Raw genomic sequence first — 12,930 nt, forward strand, 5'->3', positions numbered from 1 at the left:
GTCAGTTGAGGTAGGGGTCGAGGCGGTCGGGGAAGTGCAGGGCGAGTGCGCCGAGGGCTTGTTTCCAGCCTTGGACGGTGGCGCCTTCGACCAGGCGTGCGGGGGCGTTGCGCTGGTGGGTGGGTAGTCCGCGTTGTTTGTCGCGTTGTCGGGCGCGTTTGTCTTCGATGTCGCGGATGGCCAGCCACAACAGCTTGATCACCGCGTCGTCGGAGGGGAAGTGCCCGCGGTTTTTGATGATCTTGCGGAGTTGGTAGTTCAGTGACTCGATCGAGTTCGTGGTGTAGATGATCTTGCGGACTTCGGGCGGGAACTCCAGGAACGGGATGAACCGTTCCCACGCGTTTTCCCAGGTCCGCACGGCGGCCGGATACTTGCGGCCGAGGTCGGACTCGGCGAACTCCAGCAGGGCGGTCTCGGCGGCCTGGGCGGTGGGCGCGGTGTAGATCGGTTTCAACGCCGCAGCGACCTTCTTGCGGTCCTGATACGAGACGAACCGCATCGCCGCCCGGATCAGATGCACCGTGCAGGTCTGCACCGTCGAGGACGGCCAGGTCGCCTCGATCGCCTCCGGCAACCCGGGCAGGCCGTCGCAGCAGACGATCAGGACGTCTTTGACGCCGCGGTTGCGCAGCTCGGCACACACCCCGGCCCAGAACTTCGCCCCTTCGGAGGCCTGGATCCAGATCCCGAGGACGTGTTTGACGCCGTCGAGATCGACACCGACGGCGATGTGGGCGGAGCGGTTGCGGACCTGGTGGCCGTCACGCACCTTCACCACCAGGGCATCCAGGTAGATGATCGGGTAGATCTCTTCCAGCGGCCTCGACTGCCAGGCCGTGACCTCCTCGAGCACCGTGTCGGTGATCTTGGAGATCGTCTCGTGGGAGAGCTCGGTGCCGTAGGTGCGCTGCAGGTGGTGCTGGATGTCGCGGACGGTCATCCCGCCCGCGTACAGCGAGATGATGATCTCGTCCAGGCCGCCGGCCCGCCGCGACCCCTTGGGCACCAGCCGCGGCTCGAACGAGCCCGCCCGGTCGCGGGGCACCTCCAGATCGACCTCGCCGACCTCGGTCGAGATCGTCTTACCGCTGGCACCGTTGCGGGAGTTCGGGCTGCCCCGCCCGGCCGGATCCCCCTTGTCATACCCGAGGTGATCGGCCATCTCGGTCTGCAAACCCCGCTCGAGCACGGCTTTGACCAGCTCGGGCAAAAACCCGCCCTGCCCGGTCAACGCCAGCCCGCCCCGGTCGACGGTGTCCATCACCCCATCGAGCAGGCCTGCCTCGATCATCTCATTGACCGCGTCCCGCGCTGACGAGGGCTGTGCGGCCGTCCCGAACGGATGTCCTTCCTGCTGCTGCGAATCACGCGTGCCCATCGGTGCGTACTCCATCAACTATCGGATCTTGTACACAACCCACCTGACACGCCCAGTCGTTGGCGCCCAACCGAACGTAGTGATCACGCGGCAGCCGGATACCGGCATGCCAACCCACCACCGGGGCCACCGGCGGCAAGGCCAACATGGCGTGCCGGTCGTGCTCCCACCGGTCGGTCGGTTTGCATCCCAGGACGCGGTGGTGGCGGCGGTTGGCCCGCGTCAGCCAGCCGGCCAGCTGCGCGTTGAAGTCAGCCGGTGAGGTGAAGCTGCGGCCGGGCAGAAACGAGGTCTCCAGATAGCCATTGGCCCGCTCCACCAGACCCTTGGCCTCCGGGTCACCCGGCCGGCATTGGATCACCGCGATCCCGAGCGTCCCGCGAAAAGCGTTCATCGCCTCGGTCAGCACCGGCCGCCCGGCCTTGCGGAACCCGACCGCGGACTCGTTGTCCCACACCAGCGTCTTGGGCACCCGCCCCCACCCCGACAACAGCGCCCAGTGCCCGGCCAGCAGATCCGGGCCCTGCCGCGACGGGATCAACCTCGCGGCGATCACCCGCGAATAGCCCGACACCATCACCAGCACCGGCGGCCGCCCCACCTGCCCGAACCCCAGCGGGATATCGACCGGCGGGAACCACAGGTCGCATTGGGCCAGCTCACCGGGCTGATACACCGTCCGCGACACCGGATCAGGCGGCAGGAACAACGGGCGCAACTCCCGCACCCGGTCCTTGAGCACCGTCAGGCCCCGCAGCCAGCCGATCCTCTCGGCGATCACCGGCACCGGCATCGTCGGCCACTCCGCCAACAACGCCCGGATCTGCGGCTCCACCGCATCCACGACCGAGCCCTTCGACGGCCGCTGATACCGCGGCGGCCCCTCCGAAGCCAACGCCCGCCGCACCGTGTTCCGCCCGACACCCAGCTTCCGGACGATCGCCCGAATCGGCATGCCCTCACACCGATGCAACCGACGGATCTCTGCCCAGTCCTCCACGCTGATCACTCCCTACTTGTCAGGGAGTGGGTCCGATTTCGCCCGCCCACACCGGGTCAGGATTCACCCGTCCGCGACACGCGCCACCGCGGCACCTCTCAGTACCACCACGGCACCGTGATGCAGTTGCACCAGCTGGGAGCGCTCGCCCGCTGCTGCGCAGCTTCATAGGCGCTGCTAGCCCGGCACAGCAAGTCCATAAGCCGCTGCCGAGAGAGTGGCGCGGGACCGAACGATGCCCACGAGGTCGCAACATGCGCGTTGCGCTCCGCAGCCGGCTCCGATGACAAGGCCACAAAGCATTGCCCACCGGCCAGCGGATCCGAGCCGCTGAAGGTCAACCCCAGCCAAAGCCACCCAGCGAGCCCAACCCAGCTACTCCCAGCCCAGGTAAACCGGCATTCCCCCAGCGTCAGCCCAGCTCAGCCGCCGCCAAACCCAACTGAGGCCCAGCTCAGCTCCAGGTAGAATTTCGCCCCAGCTCGTTTGGCCGAGCTGAAAACCCGCCCAGCTCCGCTCAGCCAAGTCGCTGCCGAACCCGCCCCAGCTTGACTCGGCCGAGTCGCCGCCAACCCAGCTCAGCTCTATCTAGCCGAGCCGCTGAAAGCCGCCGAGGTCGCCTTAGCCGAGCCGCCGCCAAACTCGATGCGGACCAGCCCAGCCCCAGTGCCAGATAGACCCCCCAGCTCTGTTCAGCCGGGCCGCTGCCACGTCCGCCCGGGTCTGTTCAGCCAAGTCGCTGCGAAACCCGCCCCAGCTCCATTCGGCCGAGCCGCTGCAAGTTCGTGCAGCCAAGCCAGCTTCAGTCCAGCCTCAGCCGGCCAAGGTTCCGCCAAGCCAGCCCCAAGCCAACCCAGCGAAGCCCCGCCCCCTCAGCTCCGCCCCGCCATCCACCGCCCCGTCGGCCGACCGGCCCGACAGCCAACCGACCCGCCCGGCATCACCCCGCCAGGCCCCCACAGCACCCGCCGGTGCCCGGCACGGCCGCGGTCGTCAGAGCCTGCGCAGGACCGCGACGACCTTGCCCAGGATGGTCGCGTCGTCGCCGAGGATGGGCTCGTAGGCCTGGTTGTGCGGAACGAGCCAGACGTGGTCCTCGGTCCGCTTGAACGTCTTGACGGTCGCCTCACCCTCGATCATCGCCGCGACGACGTCGCCGTTCTCGGCGTCCGGCTGCTGCCTGACCGCCACCCAGTCGCCGTCGGTGATCGCCAGGTCGATCATCGAGTCGCCGACGACCTGCAGCAGGAACAGCGAGCCCTCGCCGACGATTTCCTTCGGCAGCGGGAAGACGTCCTCGATCGACTCCTCGGCGAGGATCGGACCGCCCGCCGCGATTCGCCCGACCACCGGCACGTAGGTCGGCTTGGTCTGAGCGCCCAGGTCTCCGCCGTTCTGCTCGCCGCCCGCCACCAGCACACCGACGGTGCGCGGGCGGTGCGGGTCGCGCCGCAGGTAGCCCTTCCGCTCCAGCACCCGGAGCTGGTAGGCCACCGAAGAGGTCGAGGTGAGCCCCACGGCGTCACCGATCTCGCGGACGCTCGGCGGGTAACCGTGGTCGCGCATCCAGTCGCGGATGGCGTCGAGCACCTTCAGCTGCCGCTCGCTGAGCTCCTCGGTGCCGTTCGGCTGCTCCGGCAGCGTGTGCACGTCGGCCTCCGCGCTGTCGACGTCGCGCACGGCGCCCTTGATCGAACCGGTCGCATCACTCGCCACCACTGCCTCCAGGTTTCGTGTTCGCGGGTCGATTGCGCCTTGCTGGTGTCAGTTTCCACAGTAGACGGGACATAGGCAGAGATCAAACACCTGTTCGAGTTAATTTTGGCTCGAAAGGCTCGCTTTTGGCGGCACTCTTGGTACACAATCGCACGCAGGTTCGATCGAACATCCATTCGATCTTGATCAACGTGTGCGGGAGGCGCCATGGCGGTGTTGCTCGATGCGACGGCGCGGACACGCTCGGCCGAAGGTCGAACTGCTGGTCAGGAGGGTGGTGCGCCGCCGGAATCGGGGCGTGCTGTCGTCCGGTGGCGTGGCGTACCGCGCCACGACCGCCGTTCTCGGACTGGGCGGCTCCCGCGTGCGCGCGCCGCGGGCGGGTCTCGGCTCGCGGGGGAGTGGATGTGCCTGGCCTCGGTCGGTGCGTTCACGTTCCTCATGGTTCTGCTGGTCGGTCTCGTCGGGCCCGGTAGCGGGATGGGTGATGAGCCGGTGCCGGCCGGCACCGCCGTCGTGCAGGTGCGGACGGGCGACACCCTCTGGGGGTTGGCGGAGAGGTTCGCGCCCGCCAGCGACCCTCGCCTGGTCGTCGACCGGATCGCGCAGATGAACGGGCTGAACGGCGTGACGGCGGAGGTGGGTCGGCCCCTGGTGGTGCCGATGGAAAGACCGTGAGGGTTTTGCGCCCGATCGGGTGTCACGTGAACGTGTGTCGCGCACAGGAGGAGCGTCAGTTCCGATCAGCCTGTGCGGTTGCTCGGAGTTCGATCAGAAACGCCCTGTCGTAGCGCCCAGCTTCGCCAGGCGGATGGGCGTCGGCGAGTGCGGGTTCGCGGTTCCCTGCCCGTGCCGATGACGGATTCGCAAACTCCGCGCTCAGTCCCGGCTGGCCGTCCACAGGCGCTCAAGCGCCGATGCGCCGTCCTCGTACGCGACCGTCAAGTCACTCGGGTGTCTGCCTCCGCGCCGCTCTCGCGGTCCCCATCGGGCCCGAGCTCCACGGCGCCGGTTCGCCTTCCGGGATCCAGTCTCCGCGAGCCGCCTGCCGGCCTCCGCCGGGGGCCCTCGGTCGCGCTCCATCCGGCACTGCGGGTCCCCGCTGCGGCCGCCGCCTCGGAGCCCCGGGTCGCCGCGTCGGTCCCCCGCGCCTTCCTTCCGGGGTGCCGCTTCGGTGCCCTCCAGGCCACTGTCTCGGCCCCTCGGGCCCGCCCCTCCGGGCCGCCGCTGCGACCCCCGCCGGACCGCCCCTCCAGGTCGTTCCCCCGGGTCGTCGGCGTTGTTCGCCGGGCCGTCGCGCGAAGGTCACCCCGGTTTGCTTCGCCGTTCGGGCAGGTTTAGAGTCGACCACAACATCTAGTAGTTACGTCGATGTGTTTACTCCACAGGTTGGGCCTGCGGGGTATCTGTCCGTCCACGGACAGTGAGTGTCGCGCACCGCTTCCGGGCGTGCGCGCGTGGTACTGGGGAAGGGGGGTGAGTGCCGGTGCGGTGCCCATTCTGCCGTGGTGATGATTCGCGGGTCGTCGACTCCCGGGAAGTCGAGGACGGCCAGGCGATCCGGCGACGGCGGTCCTGCTCTGGCTGCGGCCGCAGGTTCACCACGATCGAGGAGCTCGTGCTCTCGGTGGTCAAGCGCTCCGGCGTCACCGAGCCTTTCAGCCGGGAGAAGGTCGTCCGCGGCGTCGCCCGGGCGTGCCAGGGCCGTCCGGTGGAGGAAGACGCGCTGCAGCAGCTCGCGCACCAGGTGGAGGACACCGTGCGCTCGCTGGGTGTGTCGGAGCTGCCCAGCCACGAGGTCGGGCTGGCGATCCTCGGACCGCTGCGCGAGCTGGACGAGGTGGCCTACCTCCGCTTCGCCAGCGTGTACCGGGCGTTCTCCTCGGTGGAGGACTTCGAGAAGGAGATCGCCGATCTGCGGTCGCTGCGCGGAGCCGCGCGGCTCCCGGAGGGTCCCGAAGCCGCCCAAGGCGGCCCCGAGAGCAAGGCGGGGAACGGGCAGGCAGCTGGATCGGGTGATCCCGAAGGTGTGAAGGCGGAGAAGAGCAGTGAGTAAGCCACGCCGACGGACATCCCGCCGAGGGGCGGCGGGACTCCGGCGGCGGTCGGCGCCCCTCGGTGGGGCGCGACGCGACAGTGAGACGCGACCGAACCGGACGGGGAGCCCGGACGGGGGCAACGCACGACCAGTGAGCGACAAGGAAGAGGGTCAGGTCATGACAGAGACCGTCGGTGCTGCGGGGGAGCCGGACACAGGTGCCCGGAAGCAGGGCATCCGGGTGCAGCGCGTCTACACCACCGAGGGGGTGCATCCCTACGACGAGGTGACGTGGGAGCGCCGCGACGTGGTGATGACGAACTGGCGGGACGGCTCGGTCAACTTCGAGCAGCGCGGGGTCGAGTTCCCCGAGTTCTGGTCGCTGAACGCGGTCAACATCGTGACCAGCAAGTACTTCCGCGGCGCGGTGGGCAGCGACAAGCGTGAGAACAGCCTCCGGCAGCTGATCGACCGGGTGGTCAAGACCTACGTCCGCAACGGTGTGGAGCACGGCTACTTCGCCACCGAGGCCGACGCGGAGATCTTCGAGCACGAGCTGACCTGGATGCTGATGCACCAGGTGTTCAGCTTCAACTCCCCGGTGTGGTTCAACGTCGGGACCAGTTCGCGGCAGCAGGTCTCGGCCTGCTTCATCCTCTCCGTCGACGACACGATGGAGTCGATCCTCAACTGGTACAAGGAAGAGGGCCTGATCTTCAAGGGCGGTTCCGGCGCCGGCCTGAACCTGTCCCGGATCCGTTCGTCGCGGGAGCTGCTGTCCTCCGGTGGCACCGCCTCGGGGCCGGTGTCGTTCATGCGCGGCGCGGACGCCTCCGCCGGCACCATCAAGTCCGGTGGCGCCACCCGGCGGGCGGCGAAGATGGTCGTGCTCGACGTCGACCACCCCGACATCGAGGAGTTCATCGAGACCAAGGCCAAGGAGGAGCACAAGATCCGCGCGCTGCGGGACGCGGGCTTCGACATGGACCTCGGCGGCGCCGACAGCGCGTCGGTGCAGTACCAGAACGCCAACAACTCGGTCCGGGTCTCCGACGAGTTCATGCGCGCGGTGGAGAGCGACGGCAAGTTCGGCCTGCGTTCGCGCACCGACGGCTCGGTCATCGAGTCGGTCGGCGCGCGGGAGCTGTTCCGCAAGGTCGCCAAGGCCGCGTGGGAGTGCGCCGACCCGGGCATCCAGTACGACGACACCATCAACGACTGGCACACCTCGCCGGAGACGGGCCGGATCTCGGCGTCCAACCCGTGCTCGGAGTACATGCACCTGGACAACTCCAGCTGCAACCTCGCGTCGCTGAACCTGATGAAGTTCCTGCGCGAGGACCTGACCTTCGACGCGGAGCTGTTCGAGAAGACCGTCGAGTTCGTCATCACCGCGATGGACATCTCGATCTCCTTCGCCGACTTCCCGACCGAGGCGATCGGCGACACCACCCGCAAGTTCCGCCAGCTCGGCATCGGCTACGCCAACCTCGGCGCGCTGCTGATGGCCACCGGCCACGCCTACGACTCCGACGGCGGCCGGGCGCTGGCGGCGGCGATCACCTCGCTGATGACCGGTACCGCCTACAAGCGTTCGGCGGAGCTGGCCGGTGCGGTCGGCCCGTACGAGGGCTACGCCCGCAACGCCGACGCCCACCAGCGGGTCATGCGCAAGCACGCGGCGGCCAACGACCTGGTGCGCACCTACCACAAGAACGACGTCGCGGTGCACAAGCTGGCGACGAAGGTGTGGCAGGAGGGCCTGGAGATCGGTGCCCGCGACGGCTGGCGCAACGCGCAGGCGTCGGTGCTGGCCCCCACCGGCACCATCGGCCTGATGATGGACTGCGACACCACCGGTATCGAGCCCGACCTGGCGCTGGTGAAGTTCAAGAAGCTGGTCGGCGGCGGCTCGATGCAGATCGTCAACCAGACGGTGCCGCGGGCGCTGAAGGCGCTGGGCTACCAGCAGGAGCAGATCGAGGCGGTCGTCGAGTACATCGCCGAGCACGGCCACGTCGTCGACGCGCCGGGGCTGCGCCCGGAGCACTACGAGGTCTTCGACTGCGCGATGGGCCAGCGTTCGATCGCTCCCATGGGCCACGTTCGGATGATGGCCGCGGTGCAGCCGTTCCTGTCTGGCGCGATCTCCAAGACGGTGAACATGCCGGAGTCGGCCAGCGTCGCCGACGTCGAGGAGATCTACTTCGAGGGCTGGAAGCTGGGCCTGAAGGCGCTGGCGATCTACCGCGACAACTGCAAGGTCGGCCAGCCGCTGTCGGCGGGCAAGGGCGACAAGGGCGAGTCGGAGAAGGCGGTCGAGAAGCAGATCGAGTACCGCCCGGTCCGCAAGCGCCTGCCGAAGAAGCGCCCGAGCCAGACGGTGTCGTTCACCGTCGGTGGTGCCGAGGGCTACCTGCACGCGGGCTCCTACCCCGACGACGGTCTCGGCGAGATCTTCGTCAAGCTGGGCAAGCAGGGTTCGACCCTGGCCGGTGTGATGGACGCCTTCTCGATGTCGATCTCGGTGGGTCTGCAGTACGGCATCCCGCTGGAGTTCTACGTCTCGAAGTTCCAGAACCTGCGGTTCGAGCCGGCGGGCATGACCGACGACCCGGACGTGCGGATGGCCAGCAGCGTGCTGGACTACCTGTTCCGGCGGCTGGCCCTGGACTACCTGCCGTACGAGAAGCGGGCGCAGCTGGGCATCTTCACCATCGAGGAGCGCACCGCGCAGGTCAACGGCTACGACGAGTCCGGTTCCTCGGACGACGACGGCGTCGACCTGGACACGCTGCGGTCCACGGTGGACTCCTCGGCCAGGGAGGCCCGGGAGTCCGAGGAGGACGGTGACGACGACAAGCGCGTCGGCAGCTCGACCGAGCTGCTGGAGCTGCGGCTCGGCAAGGCCGCGGACGCTCCGCTGTGCATGACCTGCGGCACGAAGATGCGCCCGTCGGGCTCCTGCTACCTGTGCGAGGGCTGCGGCTCGACCTCCGGCTGCAGCTGACAGCCGGATAACGTGCGGTGTGAGGGGAGTCCGCCGATCTGGCCGGCTCCCCTCTCGCATCGGCCTGGAAGGACTGGACTGGGCGATGGCGGCAGCGTCGATCCGTGATGTCGTGTTCCCGTTGCACACCCTGGACCCCGCCGCTGGTGACGACTCGGACCTGCAGGTGCTGCGGGATGTGGTCGGCGACGCGCGAGTGGTCTGCCTCGGCGAGAGCGTGCACTTCGCCTCTGAGTTCTACCGGCTGCGCGACCGCGTGCTGCGTTTCCTCGTGCGGGAGCTCGGGTTCTCCGCGTTCGTCCTGGAGTCAGGCCTGCCGGAGGGCCTGCTGGTCGACGACTGGGTGCGCGGAGGGCTCGGCGATCTCGCCGAGATCGCACGCCGCGGCATCACCTACGCGTTCGGCCGGTGTGAGGAGATGCACGCCCAACTGCGGTGGATGCGGGACTGGAACGCCGCCGGCAGGCACACGGTGGGCTTCTACGGCATGGATGTGCCGGGCTGGTGCGCCAACCCAGGTCCCGGAGTTGCTGCCTGTCTCGCAAGACTCGATCCCATGCCCGGGGATCGGGAACTGCTGGCCGCCGCTGATCTGGGCGAACCCACCGGTGCGCCCTCCCCGGACGCGCGAGGTGCGACCGGTGCGCCGGCAGGGCTTGCCCGCGGAATCGGCGAGCTCGCCGCGCGGGCGAGCGCGGTCGGCGACGATCTCGCGTTGCAGTGCGCCCGCGGCGCGCAGCGGGTGGTCGAGTTCCTCGCGCACGGCCTCTACCCGGCCCCCGGCCGCAACCTGCGCAACGAGGTCATGGCCGAGAACCTCCGGTGGATCCTCGACCGGGAGGACCGCATCGTTGTCGGCGCCCACAACGTCCACCTGCAACGCGCGGTGTCCTTCGACGGCACCGCTCCGATCGGAAGCCTCCTGACACCCGTGTTGGGCGATGACCTGGTCGTCATCGGCACCACCCGCGGGGCCGGGCCCGTGCCCGATCTCGACCTCGGTGCAGACCCGTCCAGGCGCTTCTCCGCTCCGGACGGTGCATCCGCACCGCCACCCCACTCCCTGGACGCGGTCCTGGACGCGGCCGAGCTCCCGCACCACCTCGTGGACCTGCGCCGCATCCCGCCGGAGACCATCGCCGCGGCCACGGCCATGTGCGCCCAGAACGTGTTGGTCGACCTCGACCCTCGGCAGGCGTTTGACGCCATCGTCCACGTCCGTCAGATCACCCCAGCCCACGGCGCGGCCGACCGTCCGGCCAACCCCACCGAACGCTGAGCCGCAAGGGCTGCTCGACCGTGACGACTGGGAGCGGTCAGCTCCGCTGAACCCCGCCAACCGCATGCAGGGCGCCGAACAGCGCGCCGATGCACAGCTCGCGCAGCTCCGATCGTGAGAAGCTCTCGTGCGCCAGCCATTCCACGCAGATGGAGCGAACGAACACCAGCCCGGCGTGCAGGGTGGCCGACACGACCTCCTGGGGCAGGTCGACACCTGTTCGGCCACCGGGCGGGTGAGGTCGACCTTCGTCCGCGCCAGCAGGTCGTCGGCCGCTCGCCGGTAGACCGCGGCGAAGAGGTCGCGCTTGCTGGTGAAGTAGCGGTAGAGGTTCGCGCGGGACACGTCGGCTCAGCGTCGGCGAGGCCGGGCAGGCCGACGCGCAACGGTGGATTCGCGACGCCTTCGAAGGGGCTCCGGCGCCGGTCAGGGCGTTCGTCCGGTTCGGCTGGAGGTTGTTCGGCGCGAAGCTCGGTCGGCGCGGTTCGCCGGCGCACGTGGCGGTGTGGCGGATCGCGGACAGCGAGCCGGAGTGCATCCGCCTCGAAGTGGAGTGGCGCGTCGGACTGCGGGCAAACCTCGTGCTGCGCGTGCGGCCGGCGTCGGTCGTTCAAGCCACGTTCGTCGAGCACCACCGCCGTGCCAGCCGCTTCCTCTGGCCGCTCCTCGTGCCCGTGCACCATCTGATCCCTGCGCTATCTGCTCGCCCGAGCGGCGAAACGCCAATGAGGACACTGTGGACGAACGCTGATCGTGATGGAGGAACCGGAAACCGCACCGGGCAGGCCCCACTGATCGCTATTCTCGGATGCACCGCCCACTCGTGAAGGCGGCAGGCTGAACAGGAGCCCGGATGTCCCTGAGCACCGAAGACGTCGTCGCCGAGGTCCGCGAGGGCCACGCCCGCATCGCCGCGCTCGTGGAAGAGCTCACCGACGCGCAGGCGCGCGGCGACTCGGCGCTGCCGGGTTGGTCGCGCGGCCACGTCCTCACCCATCTCGCCGACCTGGCCCGCGCGTTCACCCGGGTGACCGAACACGCGCTGCGGGGACGCCTCGTCGAGGTCTACGAGGGCGGCCGTCCTGCGCGGAACGCGTCGATCGAGGCAGGCGCCGGACGGTCGGCGGCCGATCTGCGTGCTGCGGTCGTCGAGTCGGCCGATGAGCTCGACAACGCCTGGAAGCAGGTGGACTCCGAAGACTGGCAGCGTCCGGTGACCTACCGCGACGGCGTGCTTCTCGACGTCCTGCACTGCAGGTGGCGCGAGGTCGAGATCCACGCCGCCGATCTGGCACTCGGCCGCGGGGTCGCCGACTGGTCCCCGGACTTCTGCGCGCACGCCCTGGACTTCCTGGCTCCCCGGGTACCGGATGGCATGGCATTGACCCTCCGCCCCGACGACTCCGACCTGCGGCGGCAGTGGGGCAGCGGCGAGCCGGTCGAGGTGCGCGGCGCGCTCACCGACTTGACCGCGTGGATGGCGGGCCGTACGCCGACGGGACCGCTGGTCAGCAGCAGCGGTGCGGTCGCGCAGCTCGGCCCTTGGCCGTGAGGCGCACCGGTGGCTCCGGAGACCGACGAGTTCGAAGCGCTGCGCCCGCGCATGTTCGGGCTGGCCTACCGGTTGCTGGGCTCGGCCCAGGACGCTGAGGACGTCGTCCAAGACGCTTTCCTGCGGTGGCAGGGCGCGGACCGCGCGGCGGTGCGGAACCCGTGGGCCTGGCTCGCCAAGGTTGTCACCAACCTCGCGCTGAACCGGCTGTCCTCCGCGCGGGTGCGCCGCGAACGCTACGTCGGTCAGTGGCTGCCGGAACCGGTGCTGACGACGACCGGCGCGCTGGGACCACTGGAAACGGCGGAGCAGCGGGAATCGGTGTCGCTGGCGCTGCTGGTCCTCCTCGAACGCCTCAAGCCCGCCGAACGTGCCGTTTACGTCCTTCGGGAGGCGTTCGGATACGGCCACCGCGAGGTCGCCGAGGTCCTCGGCACCACCGAGGCCAACTCGCGGCAGATCCACCGCCGTGCACGCGCGTCGCTCGAAGACGCGGAGGCTGCCTCGGCATCGGAGATCTCCGACGAGGACCGGGCGCGCTGGCGAGATCTCGTCGCGCGGTTCATGGCGGCCGCTCGCGCAGGCGACCTCCGCGGTCTCGAGCAGCTGCTCACCGCGGACGTCATGTCGTGGGCCGATGGCGGCGGACGGGTCGGCACGGCCCGGCGCCCGGTGCTGGGACGCGACCGGGTCGCCCGCTATCTCGCCGGCGGGCTCACCCGGTTCGCCGCCGGCGTGGACGTCGTGTTCGACGAGGTGAACGGCGTCCCCGCGGTACTCGCGCTGGTCGACGGCGCTGTGCGCGGGGTGCTCGTACCGGAGTTCTCCGCCGAGCGGATCAGCGCCCTGCGCATCATCGCGAACCCGGACAAGCTGGCGTTCATCGCTCGTCAGTCCGCTGCCGTGTCACATCCCGCGGTGTCGCCCGGTTCTCACAGGTGACCGATTTTCACC

The 12,930-nt window shown here is 69.4% G+C and carries 10 protein-coding genes and 1 pseudogene; 7 read left to right on the forward strand and 4 right to left on the reverse strand.

The window, feature by feature from the left end; all coding sequences use genetic code 11:
• Window position 1 precedes the first annotated feature (1 nt).
• The 3 genes and pseudogenes from SACE_RS08650 to lexA all read right to left on the reverse strand — a co-directional run bounded on the left by SACE_RS08650 (window position 2) and on the right by lexA (window position 4,097).
• Window positions 2–1,381, reverse strand: a complete 1,380-nt coding sequence (locus tag SACE_RS08650; protein WP_011872920.1) for an IS256-like element ISSer2 family transposase — start codon at window positions 1,379–1,381, stop codon at window positions 2–4.
• Window positions 1,382–1,430: 49 nt separating this feature from the next.
• Window positions 1,431–2,390 (reverse strand): annotated as a pseudogene (gene istA / locus SACE_RS08655) (IS21 family transposase); the annotation flags it as partial.
• A 984-nt stretch (window positions 2,391–3,374) separates the two neighbouring features.
• Entirely contained in the window at window positions 3,375–4,097 is a 723-nt protein-coding gene (gene lexA, locus SACE_RS08660; RefSeq protein ID WP_011873463.1) for a transcriptional repressor LexA, read from the reverse strand.
• A gap of 405 nt (window positions 4,098–4,502) precedes the next feature.
• Here lexA and SACE_RS08665 point away from each other — a divergent pair, with 405 nt between their 5' ends.
• The 4 genes from SACE_RS08665 (at window position 4,503) to SACE_RS08680 (ending at window position 10,424) form a co-directional block, all read left to right on the forward strand.
• Window positions 4,503–4,775, forward strand: a complete 273-nt coding sequence (locus SACE_RS08665) for a LysM peptidoglycan-binding domain-containing protein (RefSeq protein ID WP_009947381.1) — start codon at window positions 4,503–4,505, stop codon at window positions 4,773–4,775.
• A gap of 808 nt (window positions 4,776–5,583) precedes the next feature.
• The gene (nrdR, locus tag SACE_RS08670; protein WP_011873464.1) at window positions 5,584–6,153 is read left to right on the forward strand and encodes a transcriptional regulator NrdR; all 570 of its coding nucleotides are present in this window, start codon (window positions 5,584–5,586) and stop codon (window positions 6,151–6,153) included.
• Between the two features lie 160 nt (window positions 6,154–6,313).
• Window positions 6,314–9,145: a vitamin B12-dependent ribonucleotide reductase gene (locus SACE_RS08675; protein WP_009947379.1), complete on the forward strand. Its 2,832-nt coding sequence runs from the start codon at window positions 6,314–6,316 to the stop codon at window positions 9,143–9,145.
• 85 nt (window positions 9,146–9,230) lie between these two features.
• Window positions 9,231–10,424: an erythromycin esterase family protein gene (locus tag SACE_RS08680; RefSeq protein ID WP_009947378.1), complete on the forward strand. Its 1,194-nt coding sequence runs from the start codon at window positions 9,231–9,233 to the stop codon at window positions 10,422–10,424.
• A gap of 37 nt (window positions 10,425–10,461) precedes the next feature.
• On the opposite strand, the gene SACE_RS38265 is transcribed toward SACE_RS08680, so the two are convergent.
• The gene (locus SACE_RS38265; protein WP_009947377.1) at window positions 10,462–10,617 is read right to left on the reverse strand and encodes a hypothetical protein; all 156 of its coding nucleotides are present in this window, start codon (window positions 10,615–10,617) and stop codon (window positions 10,462–10,464) included.
• Window positions 10,618–10,879: 262 nt separating this feature from the next.
• Here SACE_RS38265 and SACE_RS37475 point away from each other — a divergent pair, with 262 nt between their 5' ends.
• The 3 genes from SACE_RS37475 to SACE_RS08690 are packed head-to-tail and all read left to right on the forward strand — an operon-like array spanning window position 10,880 to window position 12,918.
• Window positions 10,880–11,251, forward strand: coding sequence for a hypothetical protein (locus tag SACE_RS37475; protein ID WP_143538095.1), 372 nt, complete (start codon window positions 10,880–10,882; stop codon window positions 11,249–11,251).
• A 26-nt stretch (window positions 11,252–11,277) separates the two neighbouring features.
• Complete coding sequence (locus SACE_RS08685; RefSeq protein ID WP_009947376.1) at window positions 11,278–11,976, forward strand: maleylpyruvate isomerase family mycothiol-dependent enzyme; 699 nt, start codon at window positions 11,278–11,280, stop codon at window positions 11,974–11,976.
• A 9-nt stretch (window positions 11,977–11,985) separates the two neighbouring features.
• On the forward strand, window positions 11,986–12,918 hold the full coding sequence (locus SACE_RS08690) for an RNA polymerase sigma-70 factor (RefSeq protein WP_009947373.1): 933 nt from the start codon (window positions 11,986–11,988) through the stop codon (window positions 12,916–12,918).
• Window positions 12,919–12,930 lie beyond the last annotated feature (12 nt).

The sequence above is a fragment of the Saccharopolyspora erythraea NRRL 2338 genome, assembly GCF_000062885.1.
Taxonomy (GTDB): domain Bacteria; phylum Actinomycetota; class Actinomycetes; order Mycobacteriales; family Pseudonocardiaceae; genus Saccharopolyspora_D; species Saccharopolyspora_D erythraea.

Bases quoted from the DNA above. Each gene is read 5' to 3' on its own strand.
- SACE_RS08675 (WP_009947379.1), top strand. From the start codon at position 6,314: ATGACAGAGACCGTCGGTGCTGCGGGGGAGCCGGACACAGGTGCCCGG.
- SACE_RS08680 (WP_009947378.1), top strand. From the start codon at position 9,231: ATGGCGGCAGCGTCGATCCGTGATGTCGTGTTCCCGTTGCACACCCTG.
- SACE_RS08685 (WP_009947376.1), top strand. From the start codon at position 11,278: ATGTCCCTGAGCACCGAAGACGTCGTCGCCGAGGTCCGCGAGGGCCAC.
- SACE_RS08665 (WP_009947381.1), top strand. From the start codon at position 4,503: ATGTGCCTGGCCTCGGTCGGTGCGTTCACGTTCCTCATGGTTCTGCTG.
- SACE_RS08650 (WP_011872920.1), bottom strand. From the start codon at position 1,381: ATGGGCACGCGTGATTCGCAGCAGCAGGAAGGACATCCGTTCGGGACG.